Origin of the sequence: Streptomyces spectabilis, from assembly GCF_008704795.1 — a bacterium.
Taxonomy (GTDB): Bacteria; Actinomycetota; Actinomycetes; order Streptomycetales; family Streptomycetaceae; genus Streptomyces; species Streptomyces spectabilis.
This window is the reverse complement of the sequence record NZ_CP023690.1, coordinates 7186908-7209076: the sequence shown is the minus strand read 5'-3', so window position 1 is coordinate 7209076 and position 22169 is coordinate 7186908. Positions and strand designations below refer to the sequence as shown.

Genomic DNA, 22169 nt, shown 5'->3' with positions numbered 1-22169 from the left:
TTGACGACGGAGTCCGGGCCAGGAGTCCTACGTCACGCGATCGGCCGTAAATCGCCGGGAACACCTGGTCCGGACTGAAACGAACGTTCTATTCAGCGAACAGATGACGGACAGCCCCGTGCCCGGTACCGGAGGGGCCGGTACCGGGCACGGGGCTGTCTGATCAGGCGCGGCCCGCGGACTTCTGGGTGCGCCGGGAGACCGAGTCGATCACGACGGCGGCGAGCAGCACCGCACCGGTGATCATGTACTGGATCTCACTCGCCATGCCTTCCAGGTTCAGACCCTGCTGGATCGACTGGATCACGAGCATGCCGAGCAGCGCGGACCAGATCTTGCCGCGGCCGCCGAAGAGGCTGGTGCCGCCGATGACGGCCGCCGCGATGACGATCATCAGGGTGTTGCCGCTGCCGAGGCTCTTGGTGGCACCGCCGGACAGGCTCGCGATGAAGAGGCCGCCGAAGGCGGCGAGCATGCCGGAGATCGCGAAGACGGTGATCCGTACGCGGTCGACGTTGATGCCCGCGCGGCGCGCGGCCTCCGCGTTGCCGCCGACCGCGAAGACCTGGCGGCCGAAGGTGGTGCGGCGGACCACGAAGTCCGCGATGACGAGCACGGCCAGGAAGAGCACCAGGGCCAGCGGCAGGCCGCGGGCGCCCGACGGCTCGTTCAGGAAGTACGCGACGACGAAGCACAGGACCGCGAGCACGCCGGTGCGCAGCAGGACCTCGCTGAGCGGCCGCGAGGGCAGGCCCGCGGCCTTGCGGCGCTTGGAGTCGAGCAGCTGCGCGGCCCCGTACAGCAACACGGCGACGAGCGCGAGCCCGTAGGCGGCGGCCTTGTCGGCGAAGAAGTGCGCGGTCAGGTCCTCGACGACGGAGCCGGTGGGCGTGTTGATGCTGCCCTCCTTGCCCATCAGCCAGATCTGCAGACCGCTCCAGCCGAGGAATCCGGCGAGGGTGACGACGAAGGCGGGGACGCCGACCTTGGCGAAGAAGACGCCGTGCAGGGCGCCGATGACCGCGCCGCAGGCGACGGCGGTGACCACCGACAGCCAGTCGCCCCAGCCGTGGTTCACGCTGAGCACCGCCCAGACGGCGGCGGCGACGCCCGCGACGGAGCCGACGGACAGGTCGATCTCGCCGAGCAGCAGCACGAAGACGATGCCGACGGACATGATGCCGACGCCGGAGGCGAAGACGGCGATGTTGGCGAGGCTGGAGGCGGACAGGAACTTGTCGTTCTGCAGCTGGAAGACCAGGGCGATGACGATCAGGCCCACGACGACGGGCAGCGAGCCGAGCTCACCGCCGCGCACCTTGCGCAGGAACTCCGTCCAGTACCCGGCGAAGCCCTGCTCGCGCACGAGGAGGCGGGGGTCGACGGCCGCGGCGGGGGCCGCGGACGGCTCGGCGTCCACGGGCGCCGCGGGCTTGTCGGTGGGGGTCTTGGCGAGGTCGCTCACTTCGCGTCCTCCTTCGTGGCGGTACGCGCCCGGCGGCGGGTCACGGCGTTGTCCGTGGCGCCGGTGATGGCGGCGATGATCTCTTCGGGGGAGGTGTCGGCGACGTCGAAGACGCCGTTGTTGCGGCCGAGCCTGAGCACCGCGACGCGGTCGGCGACGGCGCGCACGTCGGCCATGTTGTGGCTGATGAGGATGACGCCGTGGCCGCGCTCGCGCAGCCGCTCCACCAGGTCGAGGACCTGCGCGGTCTGCTCGACGCCGAGGGCGGCGGTGGGCTCGTCGAGGATGACCACCTTGGGGTCGCCGACGAGGGCGCGGGCGATGGCGACGACCTGCCGCTGGCCGCCGGAGAGGGCGGCAATGGGGATGCGGACGCTCGGGATGCGGATGGAGAGGGTCTCCAGGAGCTCCCGGGCGCGCTTCTCCATCCTGATCTCGTCGAGGACGCTCGCGCTCTTCAGCTCGCTGCCGAGGAACAGATTGGCGACGACGTCGAGGTTGTCGCAGAGGGCGAGGTCCTGGTAGACGGTGGCGACGCCGAGGTTCTGGGCGTCGTGGGGACGGCCGACGCGGACCTCGCGGCCCTCCCACTCGATGGCGCCCTCGTCGATGGGGTGCACGCCTGAGATGGTCTTGACGAGCGTGGACTTTCCGGCGCCGTTGTCGCCGACGAGGGCGACCACCTCACCGGTGTGGATCTCGAGGTCTACGTCCGTGAGCGCCTGGACGGCGCCGAACCGCTTGGAGACCCCGCGCAACGCCAGCACGGGCGTAGCGGACACGTGAATCATCTCCTTCGCCGCCTGACCGGCGGGGATGGTGAATCGCTGAAGGACAAGGGGGGTGCCGGTGCCCGCGCTCCGGGCACCGGCGCCGGGGAACGGCCGGGGTTACTTGATCCCGGCCTCGTCGCAGGCGGCCTTGAACTGCTTGGTGCAGATCTCGCTCGCCTTGTAGACCTTGTCCTTGACGATCGTGCCGGCCACGTCGTTCTTGGTGATCGCCTGGGCGTCGTAGAGCTTGGCGGGGATGCCCTTGTAGTCGCCGCTCAGGGAGTCGACCTTGCGGTCGATGAGGTCGTCGATCTTCTTGCCCTTGAGCAGGCGCACCGCGATCTCGGCGGTGGTCTCGGCCTCCGGCTTGATCTGCTTGTAGATCGTGAAGTCCTGCTCGCCGCTCAGCAGCCGCTGGATGCCCGCGAGTTCGGCGTCCTGGCCGCCGACGGGGACGTTGATGCCGCGCTGCTTGAGGGCGGTGATGATGCCGCCGGCCATGCCGTCGTTGGCGGAGTAGACGCCGTCGAAGCCGTCCTTGCCGAGCTTGTCGATGGCGGTGGCCATCTTCTTGTTGGCCTCGTCGGGCGACCAGTCGGGGATGTCCTGCTCGTAGACGACCTTCTTCACGTTCTTGTCGAGCACCGAGTGGGCGCCCTTCTTGAAGAACGGGGCGTTCGGGTCGGTCGGCGAGCCGTTGATCATGACGACGTTGGAGTCCTTGGCCTTGGACCCGAGGGCCTTGACCAGGGCACCGCCCTGGAGGCGGCCGATCTTCTCGTTGTCGTAGCTGACGTACGCGGACAGCGGGCCCTCGGCCAGTCGGTCGTACGCGACGACCTTGACGCCCTCCTTGTCGGCGCGCTCGATCCAGCTCTTCGTGGACTTGTAGTCCACGGAATCCAGAATGATGACCTTGACGCCCTGCGTAATGAGCGCGTCGAATTGCTTCTTCTGGTTCTCGATGTCCTGCGCGGCGTTGTTGTACTTGATCTCGCAGTCGCCGCACAGCGACTTGATCTTCGCCTCCATGATCGGACGGTCGAAGGTCTCATAACGCGTGGTCTTGTTCTCGGGAAGGAGCAGACCAATGGTCTTTCCGTCGCCGCCGCTTCCCTTGTCGTCATCGCCGCCTCCGGCCTCGCCGCAGGCGGCGAGGGTGACGGCCATGGAAAGGGTCGCGGTGCCTATGACGACGCGGCGCGTCCATGCATTCATTTGGGGGTGCCTCCCTGACGTGGCCGCGTCGTTGCGGCCGAGGTGGCTCGAAGTCAACTCGGCCACCCGACACGCGTCAAGGAGTAAATCCTTAACGAGATGACAACGGTGCCATGCGTTATCTAAGTGAAGGCAGGTGTCGCCGTCGGGAGCGACCCGTCCAAAAGCGTCGAATCCCCCATCTCGCTGAGTGCGAGGGCGAGGGCGCCGAGCACCTCGGCGCGCGAGCCAAGTGCCCCGGGAAGCACGGACAGTTGACGGGCCGCGCTCGGGATGGCGTACCGCCCGACCGACTCTCGGATGGGCCCGAGCACCAGCTCCCCGGCCTCCGCGAGGGCGCCGCCGAGGACGACCCGGCTGGGGTTCAGGAGGTTGCAGAGGTTCGCGACACCGCTGCCGATGTGCCGCCCGACGTCGGCGATCACCCGGCGGCAGCCCGGGTCGCCGTCGCGGGCGAGGGCGACCACGCCCTCCATGGTCAGATCGGTGCCGTGGCTGGACTGGAGCAGCGGGAGCACATAGCGCGCGGCGGCGAAGGTCTCCAGGCAGCCGCGGTTGCCGCAGCGGCAGACGGGCCCCGACTCGTCCAGGGTGATGTGCCCGATCTCGCCCGCCGTGCCGCCGGGGCCGCGGTAGATCCGGCCGCTGATCACAAGGCCGGCGCCGACACCGCTCGCGACCTTGATGTACGCGAGGTCCCTGACGCCCTTGCCGCTGCCCCAGACCAGCTCGCCGAGGGCGCCCAGGTTGGCGTCGTTGTCCACGTGCACGGGCACGCCGAGGCGCTCCTTGAGCTCCTCGGCGGGCCTGGTGCCCGCCCAGCCCGGCAGGATCGAGGTGGAGCCGAGGGTGCCGGACTCCACGTCGATGGGCCCGGGCACGCCGAGCCCGACGCCCGCGACCTTGCTCCGGTCCACGCCCGCCCGCTCGATCAGCTGGCCGACCAGGCGCTCGGCCCGGTCGAAGCCCTGCGCGGCGGAGGCGTCCACGTCCAGCGGCTCGGCCTGCTCGGCGAGCACCTTGTGGGCCAGGTTGCCGAGCGCCACGCGCAGGTGGGTGTGGCCGAAGTCGACGCCGATGACCATGCCCGCGTCGCCGCTGAGCGAGACGCTGCGGGCCCGGCGGCCGCCCGCCGACGTGGGCGTGACCTCGACGGTGCCGCCGTCCTTCAGCTCCCGGACGATGTTCGACACGGTCGCGGCGGACAGGCCCGTCGTCCTGGCGATCTCCGCCTGCGTGAGTGATCCCGCGAGCCGTACCGCGCGCACGACCCGCTCGAGGTTTGCTCGGTGCAGTGACGACTGCGACCCCGGAGTCTCCATCGACTCATCCACTCCCGCCTATGGCGGACGGCTCCCTCGCCGCCCGTACAAGTTGTGAACTCCAAGCTCTGCTGAAGGTGTTACCTCAGTCAAGTCCTTGACGGAAATCCAGGGCTGCTCAGGGCGCCTGTCGAGGGTACGCGAGCGGGCCGTGACCGGACGCCGAGGTCACACCCCTCCGTCCGGCCCCGGCCCGCGCACGGGGCACCGTCTTCACTTGATGGGTTGACGCCGCCGGGCGCCGGGGCTCATTTGAGGGTGGCCACCGTGAGGCCCGACTGCACCTGCCGCTGGAAGGACACGTAGACGACGAACACCGGGATCATGGAGATCGTCATGCCCGCGTACAGGGCGGGCAGGTCGGTCTCGTAGTTCCCCTGGTTCATCAGGCTCACCAGGCCCTGGGCGAGCATCGAGCGGTCCGCGTCGCCGCCGCTCTGCTTCTGCATGAGGGTCAGCGGCAGGATGTACTGGTTCCACTGGCCGAGCACGTTGAAGATCCCGACGCTGATCAGGCCGGGCTTGGCCATCGGCACCATGATCTGGAAGAACACCCGGGTGTGCGAGGCGCCGTCGATCACCGCCGCCTCGTGCACGGCCGTGGGCAGCGTCCGGAAGAACGAGTACAGATAGAACACGGTGAAGGGCAGCGAGTACGCCACGTACACGAGGATCAGCCCTTGGTACGTGTTCAGCATGCCCAGGCGGTCGACCATGAAGTACAGCGGGACGAGCGCGAGGAACACCGGGAACATCGACCCGGCGACGAAGAAGTAGTACAGGAACCGGTTGCCGACGAACTCGTAGCGGGCCAGGACATAGGCCGCCATGGCGCCGAGCAGCATCGTGAGCGGGACCGAGAAGATCATCACGATGAGGGTGTTGAGCAGGTAGTCGCCCACGCCCTTCTCCCAGCCGCGCTGGAAGGCGTCGAAGGTCCACTCCGTCGGCCAGGTCCAGGCGCTGGACTTGATCTGCGAGTCGGTCTTGAAGTTGCCGAGCAGGATCCAGAAGAGCGGCAGGACGATCATGATCGCCCACAGGACCAGGAAGCCGTGCGAGAAGGCGTTGAGGGTCTTGCCCTCCATCCCGTCGCGGCGGCCGGGGCCGCCGCGTCCGCCGCCGCGCTGCCCGGGCAGGGCGGCCTTGGTGACGGGGGGTTGCGTCGCGGGAGCCGTCATGTCGCTCGCGCCTCCCTAGTACTCGATGCGCTCGCGGCGGCTGAGCCGCAGCGTGACGATGGACACGATCAGGGTGAGCAGCAGCATCACGACGCCCATGGCGCAGGCGTAGCCGCTCTTGCTGTACGTCTGGAAGTTGCGCATCAGGTACGTCGAGATGACCTCGCTGCTGTGGTCGGGGCCGCCGCCGAAGTCCTGCGAGGTGAGCGTGGAGATCAGCAGGAACGCGTCCATGGAGAGGATCGCGAGGAACACCCAGGCCGTCTGGATGGTCTCCCAGAGCAGCGGGAGCGTGACCCGGAAGAAGGTCTGGACCCGCCCGGCGCCGTCGAGGAGCGCGGCCTCGTAGATGTCCTTCGGGATGGACTGCATGGCGGCGGAGAAGAGGACCATGTAGAAGCCGGCCCCGGCCCAGATCATCACGAAGACGATGCACCACAGGACCAGGTCGGGGTCGTTCAGCCACTCCGTCGGGTTGTTCTTGTCGCCGAGCCCGACGGCCTGGAGGCTGCCGTTGATCAGGCCCGAGTCGTCGCCCCGGTACACCGCCTTGAAGAGGATGGCGAGGATCGCGACGGACAGGACCTGCGGGAAGAAGAAGACGATCCGGTAGAAACCGGAGCCCTTCACGCCGGAGACGCCGCCCGCGCCGCCCCGCCCGCCGACGTTCACCATGAAGGCGAAGAACAGCGAGAGCAGGATGGTCAGGGTCGGTACGAGGACCAGGAGCAGGGCGTTGTGCCGGAGCGCCTTCAGGAAGACGTCGTCGTCGGCCAGGTCCTTGTAGTTGTCGAACCCGACGAAACCGAAGTTCTGGGAGGCGCCGCTCCAGTCGGTGAACGAGTAGCTGATGGTCTGGATGTAGGGCCAGATCACCAGCAGGAGGTAGAGCCCGACGGGAAGGACGAGGAATCCCACGATGAACGGGTACTTTTTCCGATGCATGACACCCTGCTCCTGGCTCGCCTGAACCCCGTCGCTACTTCCTCTTGTTCTTGTCGGTGCCCTTGGCGCGTTCCTTGTCGACGGCCTTCTGGCAGCGCTCCAGCCACTTCTTGGGGGTGAGGCGCTTGGCCATCAGCTCACCGGTGGCGTTCTGGATCTCGACGTCCAGTTCGCCGTACCACTCCGAGTAGCGGAAGTTGAAGCGCTCCGGGACCGGGCAGTCGTCGACGGCGGCGAGCGCGGTCTTGATGCCGGGGCGCAGTTCGACGCTCTTGTCGACGTACTCCGGGCCGAGCACGGAGAGCGAACTGGCCTTCTTGGCGAAGTCGGTGGCGCCTTCCTTCGACAGCATCCGGCGCAGGAATTCGAGGCCGCCGGGGACGTTCTTGGCCTTGGACGGCACGATGAAGGGCTCGTCGGCGCCGACGCGCACGGCGTGCAGCTTCATCTTGGAGTCGGGAAGCAGCGGCAGCGGCAGGAACGTCATCTCGAAGTCCTCGGGCGTCTGCTTGGCCTGCTCGTTCTCCAGCCAGGAGCCGGACGGGATGAAGACCGCCTTGTACTCGTTCCACTTGGTCTGGGCCTCGGTGTGCTCCAGGGAGTTGGTGCCCGGCATCAGCAGGCCCTTCTCCACGATCTCGTAGACCGCCTCGATGGAGCGCTCGGCGGCGTCGTTGCCGACGAACGCCTTGGGGTCGAGGTTGTCGATCGCCTTCACGGCGTCCATGCCGCCGGTCTTGGCGATCAGGTCCATGATCACGATGTTCATGTAGTACGGGTACTTGCCCTGGTGGGCGAGGCCGCCGATGCCCTTGGACTTGGCGTCCTTCATGATGTCCAGGAGCTGGTCCCAGGTCTTGGGGACGTCCCAACCGTGCTTCTTGAAGAGCTTGTTGGAATACCACAGGCCCCAGGCCGCGTAGACGTAGAACAGCGCGTGGAACTTGCCGCCGAACGTGCCCTGTTCGATGGTGCCGGGCAGCATGATGTCGCGGATCTTCTTGCTCGGGTCGTCGATGGACGGCGCGTCGAGCAGCTGGGTCAGGTCGGTCAGGTGGCCTTCCTTGAACAGCGTGTCCAGCTTCATCTTCTTCGACCCGGAGTCGTCGACGACGTCCGGCGGATTGCCCTTGTTGAAGCGGGGCTGGAGCTTGCCGGTCACGTCCTGTTCGCCGCTGTGGGCGACGTCGCCGCCGTACTTCTTCTCGAAGGACGCCTCCCACGCCTTGGCGTACTCGTCGCCGTAGCCGCCCTTGAAGATGAAGACGTCCAGGTCGTTGTCCTTGGCGACGCCGAAGGGGTTGTCCTTGGTCTTCTTGACCGTCTTGGCCTTGTCGTCGTCATCGCCGCCGCCGGAGGCGCACGCGGACAGGAAGCTCATCGTGGGTACGGAGATGATGCCGAGGGCCGCGCTGCGCTTGATCAGATCGCGGCGGCCGACGCCGGACGTGCCGGGCGTTCCAGAGGTGGATCCCATGCTCAAGTCCTCGCTCTCTTCCAGGACTCAGGCGGTGAACCGGATCCTCCCCGGCACCGCGGAGTAGTGAAGCTGGGGTTGTGCGATGGTGCGGGATGTGTCCGGCGGGGGTCGAAGGGGGGAACCCACGGCTTGCCGACCGGGCCGTGCGGACGCGCACAGGTATAGTCCACTCGCCACCGGGCAAGCAAGATCGAATGCAGCTTTGGGCAGGCACCTTTTCCGAGTTGAGACCTCTTTATGGCGCGGGCGCCGCGGAATAGTACGGACCAATTCGGAAAGTCCAATTCCCGCCTGCCGCCTGTGCCTTGACCCCGGGCGGTTCGGGGTGGGCGCGACGGCCCGGGACCGCGGCCCGCGGTCAGCCGGTGAAGCCCGGCACCACCAGGCCGGATTCGTACGCGATGACCACGGCGTGGGTCCTGTTCTGCGCGCCGAGCTTGGTGAGCACGTTCCCCACGTGCGTCTTCACCGTCTCCAGGCTCACCGTGAGCGCCTCGGCGATCTCCGGGTTGGACAGACCGGTGGCCATGAGGCGCAGCACCTCCTCCTCGCGCCCCGTCAGGGCCGCGGCCGGCAGCGCGTCGGCGGAGCCGAGGGGACGGGCGGCGACCATCCTGCGCAGCGCCGAGGGGAAGAGGATCGCGTCGCCCGCCGCCACCACGCGCACGGCCTCCGCGATCTGCGGGACCGGCAGCCGCTTGAGCACGAACCCGCTGGCCCCCGCGCTGAGCGCGGCGGTGACGTAGTCGTCGTTCTCGAAGGTGGTGATCACCACAACCTTCGGCGGCGCGGCCTGCTCGGCCTGCTCGGCCTGCTCGGCCTGCTCGGCCAGGAGGTGCCGGGTGGCCTCGATCCCGTTGCGGCGCGGCATCCGTACGTCCATGAGGACCACGTCGGGGCGCAGCAGCCGCGCCCGCTCGACCGCCTCGACGCCGTCGGCGGCCTCACCGACCACCGTGATCCCCGGCTGCGCCGCGAGCAGCAGGCACAGACCGCTGCGCGTCACCGCGTCGTCGTCGGCGATCAGGAGGGTGACGGAGGCGTCCGCGGGTGCCGCGCCCGTATCGGGGGCGGAGTCGATCATGCCGACCACCGTACGGGCAGCCGGACCGCGAGACGCCAGTGGTCCGGCCCGTCCGCGCCGGACTCCAGCTCGCCGTTCAGCAGCCGCACGCGCTCGGCGAGGCCGGTCAGGCCGTGCCCGGACGTCGGGAAGGTGCCGCGCGCCGGGCCCGTCCCCGCTCCGGTCCGGTTGACCACGCCGAGCCGCAGGCCGTCCGGGGCGGCCGCCACGCTGACCTGGATCGGGCCGCCCGCCCCGTGCCGCAGCGCGTTCGTCAGGCCCTCCTGGAGGATCCGGTACGCCGCCCGGGAGAGCGTGCCCTGCACCCGCTCCAGGTCGCCCGAGAGGTCCGGCCGCACCTCCGCGCCCGCGTGCCGCAGCCGGTCGAGGAGTTCGGGCAGGTCGGCCAGGGTGCGGGCCGGGGCCGTCTCCGACTCCTGCGCGCGCAGCGCGCCGAGCACGTAGTCCAGGTCTTCGAGGGCGGCCCTGGCCGACTCCTCGATGCTGCGCAGGGCGGCCCGCGCGGCCACCGGGTCGGCGGCGAGCACCTCGCCCGCCACCGCCGCCTGGATCGTGGTGGCCGTGAGCGTGTGCCCGATCGAGTCGTGCAGCTCGTGGGCGAGGCGGTTGCGTTCGGCGAGGGCCCGCTCCCGCTCGGCGGCGAGCGCGAGCCGCTCGGCCGCCGAAGGGCCGAGGAGCCGGGGCGCGAGCCACCGCAGCGCGCGCGTCACCGCCGCGCACAGGGCCGCCGCGAGCAGCAGACAGACGAGTGCCACCACCCAGCTCGCCCAGCCGTCGCCCGGCCGCGCGGAGCCGCCGAACAGGCTCAGCTCCAGCTCGGCGTCGAGCCAGCCCCCGGGCAGGGTCAGGCCCATGAGCAGCAGCAGACCGCCCGCCAGCGCCCCCGTCCAGCCGACGGCCACGTGCAGCAGCAGCCAGAGAGGGGTCCGCAGACGGTCGGCGGCGGGCGCCGACGCGGCCGCGGGATCCGGCAGCGCCACCCCCAGGAGCCGGCGGGCGGCCGCGACAAGGCCCCGCCGCGTGCCGCGCGCCAGACCGACCGCGCCGATCAGTGCCGCCCAGACGACCAGGGTCAGGGCGACCTGCACCCCATAGGGAGCGGATCGCCACACCAGCGCGGGCAGCATGGCGAAAGGCAGCAGTGGAAGGCTCGCGAAGGCGCCGAGAACGGCGAACAGCATGCCCGCGTATGTGGAGCCGCGCAGCAGCGGCCGGATTCCCCTCAACATGATCGGTCCAGTATCGCCCGAAGGCGCACCGGCGGCCTCCCCCGATCGAGGGAGCACCATTTCCCGCTTTTCCGCGATGCCTTTCCGCGTCCCCGAAAGCCAGGATCTTTCCCGGAGCAAGGAACCGGAGGACGACCGATGAACACGCAAGGGGTGGAGATGTCACCGCACCACACGGCATCGCCTGGAATCACGGGGGCACACGTTCACGCCCCCGGTCCGCGGGGCTACGGCAGGCGGACTCAGAACGGCGGGAACGGCGCGGCACGGGCCGCCCTGGTCCTCGGCGTCATCGGCCTGGGCACCTCGGTCGTCATCGTCGGCGGCCTGCTCGGGGTCCTCGGCCTGGTCCTGGGCGTCGTCGCCCTGCGGAAGGCCGGGCGGACTGGCGTCGGCCGGGGCGGCGCCGTCGCCGGTGTGGTGACGTCGGCCCTCGCGATCGCGGTGTCCATCACGGCCGCCTTCTTCCTGGTCTGGTACGCGAACGAGACGCAGGAGTGCTACCAGCCCGACACCTTCCAGCAGTACAAGCAGTGCGTCCACGACCAGTTCGACGGAAACTGACGGGCGGGGACGGGCAACATGGTGCGCACCGCACGAACAGCGTCTTTTCTGGCCGCCGGTATCGCGGCGGCCTTCCTTTCGACCCTGACACCCGCGACGGGATTTCCCGCGTCCGAAGCCGCCGCGGCCCGGGACCCTCTTCGTCCGTACACCCAGCAGAAGCCCCACTGGCAGCGCTGCGACGCCGAGAGTCCCGCCGCCTTTCAATGCGCGACCCTCGAAGTGCCGCTGGATTACGGCGACCCGGGCGGCAAGAGGACACACATCGCGATATCCCGGCTGAAGGCGACGAGCGGCTCGGAGCGCCGGGGCGTACTGCTCCTCAATCCCGGCGGCCCCGGCGGGCCGGGCCTGAATCTGCCCGTCGACCCGGCGGTGCGGATCTCCGGGGAGGTGCGGAAACGGTACGACCTCATCGGGTTCGACCCGCGGGGCATCGGCCGCAGCTCTCCCGTCGGCTGCGGTCTGACGCGCGGCGAACAGGAGATGGAGCACCCGTACCGGGCCCGGACCTTCGCGAAGGACGTGCGGTGGGCCCGTACGGTGGCCGCCAAGTGCCGAGCCGCGAACGGGACGACGCTGCGGCACATCACCACCCGCAACACCGCGCGTGACATGGACGTCGTCCGTGCCGTACTCGGCGAGCGGAAGATCTCCTACCTGGGGTTCTCCTACGGCACCTACCTCGGCGCCGTCTACACGCAGATGTTCCCGCGGCGAGTCGACCGCTTCGTCCTGGACAGCGCGGCCGACCCCACGCGGTACGGGCGCGGCATGTTCCAGACGATGGCGGAGGGCACCGAGCCCGCCTTCGCGCGATGGAGCCGGTGGACGGCCCGGCGGCACGCGGCGTACGGGCTCGGCACGACGGCGGCCGAGGTCCGCGCGGCCTTCTGGCGCCTGGTCGCCCGGGCCGACCGCGAACCGATCGTCCTCGACGGACGCCGCCTCACCGGCGACGACATCCGCGCTCAGCGGGCCACGTTCTTCCACGCGCGCAAGGCCGCCGCGTGGGTCGCCGGGCTGAAGCAGGCGGCCGGGGACGCGAAGCGCGGCGGAGGCGAGCGGCGGGCCCCGAGCCCCGCCCCGGCGCCGTCCGCCCGTGACGTCCCCCCGGACAACGAGACCGCGGGCGCCTGGGCCGTCCTCTGTGCCGACACCCGTACGTCGTGGCCGCGCGACCCCGAGCGGTACCGCCGCGACGCGATCAACGACAAGCGCCGGTATCCGCTGTACGGCGACTTCGCGTCCGGCATCAAGCCGTGTGCCTTCTGGAAGCCGGGCAGCGAGCCCGCGACCACGGTGAACAACGACGTCCGGGCGCTGATCGTGCAGAACGCGTGGGACCCCCAAACGCCCCTGTCCGGCGCGCAGGCCATGCACCGGGCGCTGCGCGGCTCCCGGATGGTCACCGTCGCGGGAGGGGAGGGCCACATCGTCAACGGCACCAACTCCTGCGCGGACGACAGCGCCACGGCCTACCTGACCACGGGCAGGCTCCCGGCCGATGACCTCACCTGCCGGGCGTCGGCCTCTCCCCGTCGGCACGGCTCACCGGCTCCTCGCTGACTCCGGCCGCCCCGGCGCTTTCCCTCATTTCCCCACCCTTCATAAGGAGTTGACCCATGCCCGAGCAGATGTCGAAGAAGGTCCGTTCGTCCGGATGGCGGCGGCACGGTCGGCGCACGGTCGTGTCCGCCGTGGCCGTGGCGGCCGCCGGGGCGGTCGCGGCGGGGGCCCTCGCGCCCTCGGCGACGGCCTCCTCCGCCGCGCCCGACCCCGTCCAGCAGGGACTGAACGCCCTGGTGAGCCCCGACAGCGTGCCCGGCGCCCTGGCGAGCGTGACGGACCGCGACGGCCGCACCCGTACGTACACCGCGGGCGTCGGCGACATCGCCACCGGCGCGAAGGTGCCCCGGGACGGGCAGGTGCGGATCGGCAGCAACACCAAGGCGTTCATGGCGACGGTCGTGCTCCAGCTGGTCGGCGAGCAGAAGATCCGTCTGGACGCCAAGGTCGACGCTTACCTCCCCGGAGTCCTGCGCGGCGACGGCATCGACGGGCGGAAGATCACCATCCGCCACCTCCTCCAGCACCGCAGCGGTCTGCCCAGCTACGTCGACTACCTCGACGAGGACATCCACCCCTACGAGCCCCGCGAGCTGCTGGCCCGCGCCCTGAAGCACAAGGCCCACTTCAAGCCCGGCGATAAGGGGAAGTGGGAGTACAACAACACCAACTACCTGGTCCTCGGCCTCATCGTGGAGAAGCTCACCCACCGCTCGATCGCCCAGGAGATCGACCGGCGGATCGTCAAGCGCATCGGCCTGCGCCACACCTACTTCCCCGCCCACGGCGACGCGACCATCAAGGAGCGCCACCCCCGGGGCTACTACCAGTCGGCGGCGGGCGCGCCGCTGGTCGACGCCACGGAGTGGGACCCCTCCTGGGCCTGGGCGGCGGGGCAGATGGTCTCCACGAACACCGACCTCAACCGGTTCTACACCGCGCTCCTGGGCGGGCGCCTGCTGGAGGAGCCCGAGCTGGAGCAGATGCGCAAGACCGTGGACGCCACGTACCCCTTCCCCAAGGGGGCCGGCTACGGCCTGGGGCTCGTCAAGACTCCCCTGGCGTGCGGCGGCGTCTACTGGGGCCACGGCGGCAGCATGACGGGCTACGAGACCCGCGGCGGCGTCGTCCTGAAGCACGGCAAGCCGGTCCGCGCGGTCAACGTCGCTGTGACCACGCAGCCGGGCAAGACGGTCAAGGACGACATGGACAAGATCGTGAACAAGGCCCTCTGCCGCTGACGGACGGGCCCGGGAGGCGCCCCTCCCCCCGGGGGGTGCCTCACGGGCCGCGCTCACTCCCCCTGATCCGTGACGCTCGCCGAGCGACCGGGGAATCGGCGGCTGACGGCGGTCTCCCGCGCCATCCGCGCCAGCTTCTCGGGGTTGCGCACGTGGTAGGCCCCGGTGACGAAGCCGTTCTCGACCCGCACGGCCACGACGCCGTCGACCTCCCCGTCGACTCGGACGACGAGACCCGGAGCGCCGTTGATCTGGACCGGCTCGACCGATCTTTCGGCGTCACGCCGCCACCAGCCGCCCGCCAGCAGGCGGGCCACCTTGTCCGCGCCGACGATCGGCCGCAGCAGGGCGTGTCGGACTCCGCCGCCGTCGCTCAGGGCGACGACCTGAGGCGCGAGGATGTCGAGCAGGCTCTGCAACTCGCCCGTCTCGACGGCTCGCTGGAAGGCCTGGAGCGCGGCTCGGGTCCGGGCCGGGGAGACGGTGCCCCGCGGCCGGCGCGCGGCGACGTGCGCCCGCGCCCGATAGGCGAGCTGGCGGACCGCGGCCGGGCTCCTGCCGACGGCCTCGGCGATCTCGTCGTAGTCGAGGCCGAACACCTCACGCAGCACGAACACCGCCCGTTCGACCGGCGCGAGCGTCTCCATCACCAGCAGCATCGCCATCGAGATGCTGTCGGCCAGCTCGACGTCATCGGCCACGTCCGGCGCGGTCAGCAGCGGCTCGGGCAGCCACGGTCCGACGTAGGTCTCCTTGCGCCGGCCGAGCGCGCGCATCCGGTCCAGGGCCTGCCGGGTGACGATCCGCACCAGGTAGGCCCGTTGCTCCCGCACGGCCGCCCGATCGACGGCCGCCCAGCGCAGCCAGGTCTCCTGGAGGACGTCTTCGGCGTCGGCGGCCGAACCGAGCATTTCGTAGGCGACGGTGAACAACAGGTTGCGGTGGGCGACGAACACGTCGGTCGCGGAGTCCACCGACTCCACCCGAGCGGCACGGTCGAGCGGCTCGGCCGTGTCCGTGGTTCGTTCGCTGCGCTCGCTCATCCCCGACTCCCGCCTGTTCCTTCCCGGTCCTGCCCCACGCACCACCGGTCCTGCGTCACGCACTGGACGCCGCTCCCCGCCGTTCCGTAACACCCCTCGGCCGGTGGCCTGTGTCACACGATCGCGGCCGTTACGGGGAGCGGGGCACCGGCGTCTCGTGGTCGTACGCCGACGTACCTGTCGGACACCTCTGGCGCCAAGAAGGGCATGGACCATGAGCACAGGCAAGTTCGCAGTGGCAGGAGCGACCGGGCGGCTGGGGCGCCACGTCGTGGACGTCCTCGCGGAACGGGGTCACCAGGTCGTGCCGATGTCCCGGGCCACCGGCGTGGACATCATCACCGGCGCGGGCCTGGCCGAGGCGCTCACCGGGGCCGATGTCATCGTGGACGTCGCGTCGTGGCACGCCTCCGAGCAGGAGGCCGCCACGGAGTTCTTCCGCACGGCCACCCGCAATCTGCACGAGGCCGGGCAGCGGGCCGGCGTCGGCCGGATCGTCGCCGTGTCCATCATCGGCGCGGACAAGGCCACCGCCGGTTTCGTCGCCGCCCAGCAGGTGCACGAGGCGGCCCATCTGTCCGGCCCCCTGCCCGCGCGCATTCTGCGGGCCGCGCAGTTCCACGAGTTCGTCGGGCAGCTCCTGGACTGGCAGCCGGGCGGCGTCGCCCGCGTCCCCGACCTGCCCACCCAGCTCGTGGCCTGCCGCACCGTGGCGGAGACGCTGGCCGACCTGGCCACCGAGCCCGACACACCGGGCGGGGCGAACCCCGGAGCACCGATTCCCGAGGTCGCCGGGCCCCGCACGGAGAGCATGGCGGCGGCCGCCAAGCTCCTCGGCGCCCGCCGGGGCATCGAGGTCGTCGCAGTCGACGGCTCGGGCATGCCCGATGCCGAGACCGCGGCGGCGGGCGGGTTCCTGCCCGGCCCGCACGCCAAGCTCGCCGGTCCCACCTTCGAGGAATGGCTCGACACCCGGTCCTGGTGAGTCGAGCAGCCGAGAGAAATGGGGACTTCGATGCACGACACTTCTGCCGAGGGCGCGCCCTCCCCCGCCGGGGCGGCCACGGCCGTCGCGTCGGCCCGGACGGTCCACGGTCGCGGCGGGGTCGCGCTGCTGCGGACCGTGGCCACCCTCGCCTGCCTTGAGACCCTGGTGCAGGGCCTGCTCGCCGGGATGCTACTGAACGGCGACGTCGATTCGATCGATCCGCACGGCTTCAACGCCTACGTCTTCGAGCTTCTTGTGTTCCTCCAGGTCGTGGCCGCCGTCCTGCTGTGGCGCCACAACCGCCGGCTGACGTGGCCGCTCAAGGCCACCATCGGCATCCTGCTGGCCACCTTCACCCAGACCGCGCTGGGTCTGGAGGGCTCGCTCACCGCGCACGTCGCCCTCGGCGTGGCCCTGTGCGCGATGGAGACGGCGCTCGTCCTGCGGGCCTTCACGCTCCGCACGGAGAACGCGGCCGCGCCCACCGCCCCCACCGTCCCCCGGCAACACCCTTGACACCACTCACCACTTGCCGCCCTACTGGACCCTGCGCAGCCACGTGACAACGTTGTCCGAAGGGGCAGGGAGGGAGTCAGGGGATGGGGTACGGACGTCGGGACAGACGTCGGGGACGCAGACCGGGTGGGGGGTTGCTCATCGGGGTGACCGCCCTGACCGTGGTCGCGGCCTCGCAGGGCGCGGCCGTGGCGGGTCCCGAGCGGACGCCGCGCGCGGAGCGGGAGTTCAGCTCCTCGTTCGAGGCGGGCCAGGCCGCGCCGGACTGGGTGAACACCGTGGAGAAGGGGCCGGACGGCAAGAAGCGCGCCGCCGGGGTGAACGGCGGCTTCACCTCCGGGATACCCGGCGGCGTCAACGACCGCGTCGTGGGCGTGAGGGCCAGCGGCGAGCACAGCGGCTCCGGCGAGGTGAAGGAGAACCTCGTCGACGGTGAGAAGACCACGAAGTGGCTCACGTTCGCCAAGTCGGGCTGGGTGGAGTTCGCCCTCGACTCCCCCACCAAGGTGGTGCGGTACGCGCTGACGTCGGCCAACGACCACGCGCAGCGCGACCCCAAGAGCTGGACGCTCCAGGGCTCGACGGACGGCAGCGACTGGAAGGACCTGGACAAGCGCGAGGGCGAGACCTTCGGCGAGCGGTTCCAGACCAAGACGTACGACTTCGCGAACGACACGGCGTACAAGCACTTCCGGCTCGACATCTCCGCGAACAACGGCGGCGGGGAGATCCAGCTCGCCGACCTCCAGCTGTCCGTGGGCGGTTCGGACACTCCGGTGCCGCCCGAGGACATGCAGAGCGCGGTCGACCGGGGCCCGGCCGGGTCGCCGACGGCGAAGGGCTGGGCGGGCTTCACCGGCAAGCAGGCGCTGCGGTACGCGGGCACGCACACCGCCGAGGGGCGCGGCCACTCGTACAACAAGGTCTTCGACGTGGACGTGAAGGTGGCCCGGGACACCGAGCTGGGCTACCGCGTCTTCCCGTCGATGGACGACGAGGAGTACAAGAAGGCGCCGTACGACGCCACGAACGTGGCCGTGGACCTCGCCTTCACCGACGGTACGTATCTGAGCGATCTGAAGGCCACCGACCAGCACGGCTTCCCGCTGACGCCGCGCGGGCAGGGCGACGCGAAGGTGCTCTACGTCAACCAGTGGAACGACGTGGCGTCGCGGATCGGCGAGGTGGCCGCGGGGAAGACCGTCGACCGGATCCTCGTCGCGTACGACTCCCCGAAGGGCCCGGTGAAGTTCCGGGGCTGGGTGGACGACATATCCCTGAAGGAGAAGGCGCCGCCGAAGCCGAAGGCGCACCCCTCCGACTACGCCTCCACCACGCGCGGCACCAACTCCAGCGGCGGCTTCTCGCGCGGCAACACCTTCCCCGCGACGGCCGTGCCGCACGGTTTCAACTTCTGGACGCCGGTGACCAACGCGGGCAGCATCGACTGGCTGTACGACTACGCGCGGCGCAACAACGACGACAACCTGCCCACGCTCCAGGCGTTCGGCGCGAGCCACGAGCCGAGCCCGTGGATGGGCGACCGGCAGACGTTCCAGATCATGCCGTCGGCCGCGAAGGACACTCCGGACGCCTCGCGCTCGGGGCGCGCGCTGCCGTTCAAGCACGAGAACGAGACGGCGCGCCCGCACTACTACGGCGTGACCTTCGAGAACGGCCTGAAGGCCGAGATGACGCCGACCGACCACGCGGCGATGTTCAAGTTCACCTACCCCGGTGACGACGCGAGCGTGATCTTCGACAACATCGAGAAGACGGGCGACACCAAGCACAACGTCGGCCTGACGCTCGACAAGGAGAAGGGGATCGTCACCGGCTACTCCGACGTGAAGTCGGGCCTGTCGGCGGGCGCGACCCGGATGTTCGTGTACGGCACCTTCGACCGCCCGGTCACCGGCGGCGGCAAGCTGGAGGGCGGCGGCACCACGGACGCCACCGGCTACTTCCGCTTCTCGCCGGGCAAGGACCGCGAGGTCTCGCTGCGCCTGGCCACCTCGCTGATCAGCGTCGACCAGGCGAAGGCGAACCTGGACGCGGAGATCCCCGGCGGCACGTCCTTCGCCGAGGTCAAGGACAGGGCCCAGAAGAAGTGGGACGACATCCTCGGCCGGGTGACGGTGGAGGGCGCGAGCGAGGGCCAGCGCACCTCGCTGTACTCCAGCCTCTACCGGCTCTACCTCTACCCCAACTCCGGCTTCGAGAAGGTCGGCAAGACGTACAAGTACGCCTCGCCGTTCACCAAGCAGCCGAACCCGGACACGCCCACCCACACCGGCGCGAAGATCGTCGAGGGCAAGCCGTACGTCAACAACGGCTTCTGGGACACCTATCGCACGACGTGGCCCGCGTACTCGCTGCTCACCCCGAAGAAGGCCGGTGAGCTGGTCGACGGCTTCGTGCAGCACTACAAGGACGGCGGCTGGACCTCGCGCTGGTCCTCGCCCGGCTACGCGGACCTCATGACCGGCACGTCGTCGGACGTGGCGTTCGCCGACGCCTACGTGAAGGGCGTGAAGGGCTTCGACGCGAAGGCGGCGTACGACGCGGCGGTGAAGAACGCGACGGTCGCGCCCGACAAGCCGGGCTACGGCCGCAAGGGCATGACGCACGCGCCGTTCCTCGGCTACACCCCCTCCGAGACGCACGAGGGCCTGTCGTGGGCCCTTGAGGGCTACGTCAACGACTACGGCATCGCGAAGATGGGCGCGGCGCTCTACAAGCAGACCGGCGACAAGCGCTACAAGGAGGAGTCGTCGTACTTCCTCAACCGCGCCCGTGACTACGTGAAGCTCTTCGACTCCAAGGCCGGGTTCTTCCAGGGCAAGGACAAGAAGGGCACCTGGCGCGTCCCGTCGGAGAAGTTCGACCCGCGCGTGTGGGGCCACGACTACACCGAGACCAACGCCTGGGGCTACGCCTTCACCGCGCCGCAGGACTCGCGCGGCCTCGCCAACCTGTACGGCGGCCGCAAGGGCCTCGCGAAGAAGCTCGACACGTACTTCGTGACGCCCGAGACCGCCTCGCCCGAGTTCGTCGGCTCCTACCCGGGCGTCATCCACGAGATGACGGAGGCCCGTGACGTCCGCATGGGCATGTACGGGCACTCCAACCAGGTCGCGCACCACGCCGCGTACATGTACGACGCGGCCGGGCAGCCCTGGAAGACCCAGGAGAAGGTCCGCGAGGTCCTGTCCCGGCTGTACACCGGCAGCGAGATCGGCCAGGGCTACCACGGCGACGAGGACAACGGCGAGCAGTCCGCCTGGTACCTGTTCTCCTCGCTCGGCTTCTACCCCCTGGTCATGGGCAGCGGCGAATACGCCATCGGCTCCCCGCAGTTCAAGAAGGCCACGGTGCGCCTCGACAACGGCGGCACGCTGGTCGTGAAGGCTCCCAAGAACAGCGCGCAGAACGTGTACGTGCAGGGGCTTCGCGTCAACGGCAAGAAGTGGACCTCGACCGCCCTGCCGCACAAGGAGATCGCGCGCGGCGGCGTCCTCGAATTCGACATGGGCCCCGAGCCGTCCGCCTGGGGCTCCGGCAAGGGCTCCCAGCCGGTGTCCGTCACGGACGACGACAAGGTGCCCTCGCCCCGCGAGGACGCGACCAAGGTCGAGGGCGAGCTGTTCGACAACTCCTCCACGACGTACGCCGAGGCGTCCTCCGTGGTGGTGCCGGTCGCGTCCCGCACCAAGGCGGTGCAGTACACCCTCACCTCGGCGGACCACGCGAAGGCTCCGCGCGGGTGGGTCCTCCAGGGCTCGCCCGACGGCGAGAAGTGGACCACCGTCGACAAGCGGTCCGGCCAGACCTTCGCCTGGGACAAGCAGACCCGCCCCTTCACCGTGAGTAAACCGGGGGCCTACGTGAAGTACCGCCTGGTCTTCACCGGGGGCCGGGCCGCGCTCTCGGAGGTGGAGCTGCTGCGCTGACGCCTTCGGTGAACTCGGCCCAGACGACCTTGCCGGGGTTGCGCTCCGCGACGCCCCACTTGTCGGCCAGGGCCGCCACCAGAAGCAGGCCGCGCCCCGACTCGTCGGCAACCCCTTCGCCGACGAGCCGGGGCCGGCCGTCTCCACTGTCGTGGACCTCGATCCGTACGGTGCCGCTGTCGCGGAGGAGCCGCAGCTTGAACCCGCGGCCCGGCGGGGCGCCGTGCACCAAGGCGTTGGTGGTCAACTCGCTTACGCAGAGGGTGATGTCGTCTGCGCGGATCTGCACCGCCCAGGCGGCCAGTGCCGCACGCGTGAAGGCACGAGCAGCAGGGATCGACTGGCGCTCGCGCCGATAGAAGCGTTCATGGAGTGGTGTGGGTGAAGTTCCGCCGTTCATGCGACGAGAGTCACGCCACGTGGTCACCATGAGGCAGTCAGTGAGGTCGTACAACTCGGCTGTACGACCTCGCACCGGTAAAGGCCCATGGTCTGGTGGGAGTTGTACCCGCATGAGCGGCTCACGACGACGGTCACGCAGGAACGCATCAGCAATGAAGATGGTGGGCGCGCTGCTCGCCGTCCACCGGGAGGCGGCCGGGCACACCCAGAGATCGCTCGCGGATCACTTCTGTATCAGCGAGGATCACATCGCCTCCATCGAGCAGGGACGACGTCCCCTGAAGATGGACCTGGCGGTCCAGCTCGACGAACTCCTGGGCACCAACCGCACGTTGGAGACGGCGGTCGACAACATGCCGGAGGTGGATCTGGTGCCGCGATTCGCGGAGGAGTATCTGGACCGGGAGCGGGAGGCCATCGCGATCTCGATCTTCGCCACCCTGGCGATTCCGGGACAGCTCCAGACCGAGGCCTACGCGCGGGCGGTCTTCCACAGCCGTGTACCCGCGTACAACGAGGACGAGATCGAGCAGTTGGTCGCGAAACGGATCGAGCGCCAGGAGATCCTGCACCGCAAGGTCCCGCCGACGATCAGCTTCGTCGTCTGGGAGGCGGCACTGCGAGACCGCCTCGGCGGCAGCGAGGTGTACGCCGAACAGCTTCGCTCTCTGCGTGAGCACGCCGACCTCCCGGGCATTTCCTTGCAGGTCCTGCCCCTCGGACGCACCACACACGCTGGCCTCAGCGGCCCATTCGTCCTGCTGGAAACACCCGACTTTCAGAGGTTGGCCTACACGGAAACCCAGCGCGGAAGCCACCTGATCGCCGATCCCTACGAGGTGGCGATCCTGACCCAGAAATATGCGATGCTGCGGGCTCAGGCCCTCAACCCCGAGGACACCAGGGCCCTGTTGGACCGGTTGCTAGGAGAGCAATGAGCAACAGCATCGCGCTTGAGTGGTTCAAGTCGAGCTACAGCGGCGACGAGGGCGGCGAATGCCTCGAAGTCGCGTACGCCTGGCGGAAGTCCAGCTACAGCGACGAGGACGGTCAGGCCTGTCTCGAAGTCGCCACCGGACCCACCGCCATCCACATCCGCGACTCCAAAGACCCCAACAGAGGGCACCTGAGGGTCACCCCCGCCACCTGGACCGCCTTCCTCGCCCTCCCCCAGCGCCGCCCCTGAAAGGGCCCGC

The 22169-nt window shown here is 69.8% G+C and carries 19 protein-coding genes; 8 read left to right on the top strand and 11 right to left on the bottom strand.

Annotation, left to right across the window (positions count from 1 at the left end; genetic code table 11):
- Nucleotides 1-163: 163 nt before the first annotated feature.
- From CP982_RS31615 to CP982_RS31575, 9 genes are all read right to left on the bottom strand, one after another.
- A complete protein-coding gene (locus tag CP982_RS31615) occupies nt 164-1465 on the bottom strand; it encodes a sugar ABC transporter permease (protein WP_150513570.1) in 1302 nt (433 codons plus the stop codon).
- The gene (locus CP982_RS31610; RefSeq protein WP_150513569.1) at nt 1462-2256 is read right to left on the bottom strand and encodes an ATP-binding cassette domain-containing protein; all 795 of its coding nucleotides are present in this window, start codon (nt 2254-2256) and stop codon (nt 1462-1464) included. The genes CP982_RS31615 and CP982_RS31610 overlap by 4 nt, the downstream gene beginning before the upstream one ends.
- Nucleotides 2257-2355: 99 nt before the next feature.
- Nucleotides 2356-3456, bottom strand: a complete 1101-nt coding sequence (locus CP982_RS31605) for a substrate-binding domain-containing protein (protein ID WP_225987337.1) — start codon at nt 3454-3456, stop codon at nt 2356-2358.
- Between the two features lie 122 nt (nt 3457-3578).
- Nucleotides 3579-4778: an ROK family transcriptional regulator gene (locus CP982_RS31600; protein WP_150513568.1), complete on the bottom strand. Its 1200-nt coding sequence runs from the start codon at nt 4776-4778 to the stop codon at nt 3579-3581.
- Between the two features lie 248 nt (nt 4779-5026).
- Nucleotides 5027-5959 carry a carbohydrate ABC transporter permease gene (locus CP982_RS31595; RefSeq protein WP_150513567.1) on the bottom strand — a complete coding sequence of 311 codons (933 nt, stop codon included), beginning with the start codon at nt 5957-5959 and terminating at the stop codon, nt 5027-5029.
- Between the two features lie 15 nt (nt 5960-5974).
- Entirely contained in the window at nt 5975-6904 is a 930-nt protein-coding gene (locus tag CP982_RS31590; RefSeq protein WP_150513566.1) for a carbohydrate ABC transporter permease, read from the bottom strand.
- A 34-nt stretch (nt 6905-6938) separates the two neighbouring features.
- The gene (gene ngcE / locus CP982_RS31585) at nt 6939-8381 is read right to left on the bottom strand and encodes an N-acetylglucosamine/diacetylchitobiose ABC transporter substrate-binding protein (RefSeq protein WP_150513565.1); all 1443 of its coding nucleotides are present in this window, start codon (nt 8379-8381) and stop codon (nt 6939-6941) included.
- Nucleotides 8382-8742: 361 nt separating this feature from the next.
- Complete coding sequence (locus CP982_RS31580) at nt 8743-9468, bottom strand: response regulator (RefSeq protein WP_150513564.1); 726 nt, start codon at nt 9466-9468, stop codon at nt 8743-8745.
- Complete coding sequence (locus CP982_RS31575) at nt 9465-10697, bottom strand: sensor histidine kinase (RefSeq protein ID WP_150513563.1); 1233 nt, start codon at nt 10695-10697, stop codon at nt 9465-9467. Before CP982_RS31575 ends, CP982_RS31580 begins: the two co-directional genes overlap by 4 nt.
- Before the next feature lie 138 nt (nt 10698-10835).
- On the opposite strand from CP982_RS31575, the gene CP982_RS31570 reads away from it, so the two are divergent.
- The 3 genes from CP982_RS31570 to CP982_RS31560 are packed head-to-tail and all read left to right on the top strand — an operon-like array spanning nt 10836 to nt 14071.
- Nucleotides 10836-11261, top strand: coding sequence for a DUF4190 domain-containing protein (locus CP982_RS31570; protein WP_150513562.1), 426 nt, complete (start codon nt 10836-10838; stop codon nt 11259-11261).
- An 18-nt stretch (nt 11262-11279) separates the two neighbouring features.
- Nucleotides 11280-12830, top strand: a complete 1551-nt coding sequence (locus CP982_RS31565) for an alpha/beta hydrolase (RefSeq protein WP_150513561.1) — start codon at nt 11280-11282, stop codon at nt 12828-12830.
- A gap of 56 nt (nt 12831-12886) precedes the next feature.
- Nucleotides 12887-14071 (top strand): serine hydrolase domain-containing protein, encoded by a 1185-nt coding sequence (locus CP982_RS31560; protein ID WP_150513560.1) that lies wholly within the window; start codon nt 12887-12889, stop codon nt 14069-14071.
- Between the two features lie 53 nt (nt 14072-14124).
- Here the strand turns inward: CP982_RS31560 and CP982_RS31555 are convergent, their stop codons facing one another.
- Nucleotides 14125-15114: an RNA polymerase sigma-70 factor gene (locus tag CP982_RS31555; protein ID WP_150513559.1), complete on the bottom strand. Its 990-nt coding sequence runs from the start codon at nt 15112-15114 to the stop codon at nt 14125-14127.
- 214 nt (nt 15115-15328) lie between these two features.
- Between CP982_RS31555 and CP982_RS31550 the strand changes: the two genes are divergently transcribed.
- The 3 genes from CP982_RS31550 to CP982_RS31540 all read left to right on the top strand — a co-directional run bounded on the left by CP982_RS31550 (nt 15329) and on the right by CP982_RS31540 (nt 20571).
- Nucleotides 15329-16099 carry an SDR family oxidoreductase gene (locus CP982_RS31550; RefSeq protein ID WP_150513558.1) on the top strand — a complete coding sequence of 257 codons (771 nt, stop codon included), beginning with the start codon at nt 15329-15331 and terminating at the stop codon, nt 16097-16099.
- 30 nt (nt 16100-16129) lie between these two features.
- Nucleotides 16130-16618, top strand: a complete 489-nt coding sequence (locus CP982_RS31545; protein WP_150513557.1) for a hypothetical protein — start codon at nt 16130-16132, stop codon at nt 16616-16618.
- An 83-nt stretch (nt 16619-16701) separates the two neighbouring features.
- Nucleotides 16702-20571: a GH92 family glycosyl hydrolase gene (locus tag CP982_RS31540; RefSeq protein WP_184925291.1), complete on the top strand. Its 3870-nt coding sequence runs from the start codon at nt 16702-16704 to the stop codon at nt 20569-20571.
- Here CP982_RS31540 and CP982_RS31535 read toward each other — a convergent pair.
- Nucleotides 20525-20971, bottom strand: coding sequence for an ATP-binding protein (locus CP982_RS31535; RefSeq protein ID WP_150513556.1), 447 nt, complete (start codon nt 20969-20971; stop codon nt 20525-20527). The genes CP982_RS31540 and CP982_RS31535 overlap by 47 nt on opposite strands.
- 154 nt (nt 20972-21125) lie before the next feature.
- Between CP982_RS31535 and CP982_RS31530 the strand changes: the two genes are divergently transcribed.
- On the top strand, nt 21126-21911 hold the full coding sequence (locus CP982_RS31530; protein ID WP_372503444.1) for a helix-turn-helix domain-containing protein: 786 nt from the start codon (nt 21126-21128) through the stop codon (nt 21909-21911).
- Entirely contained in the window at nt 21908-22159 is a 252-nt protein-coding gene (locus tag CP982_RS31525) for a DUF397 domain-containing protein (RefSeq protein ID WP_150513555.1), read from the top strand. Before CP982_RS31530 ends, CP982_RS31525 begins: the two co-directional genes overlap by 4 nt.
- The last annotated feature ends 10 nt before the right edge of the window (nt 22160-22169 follow it).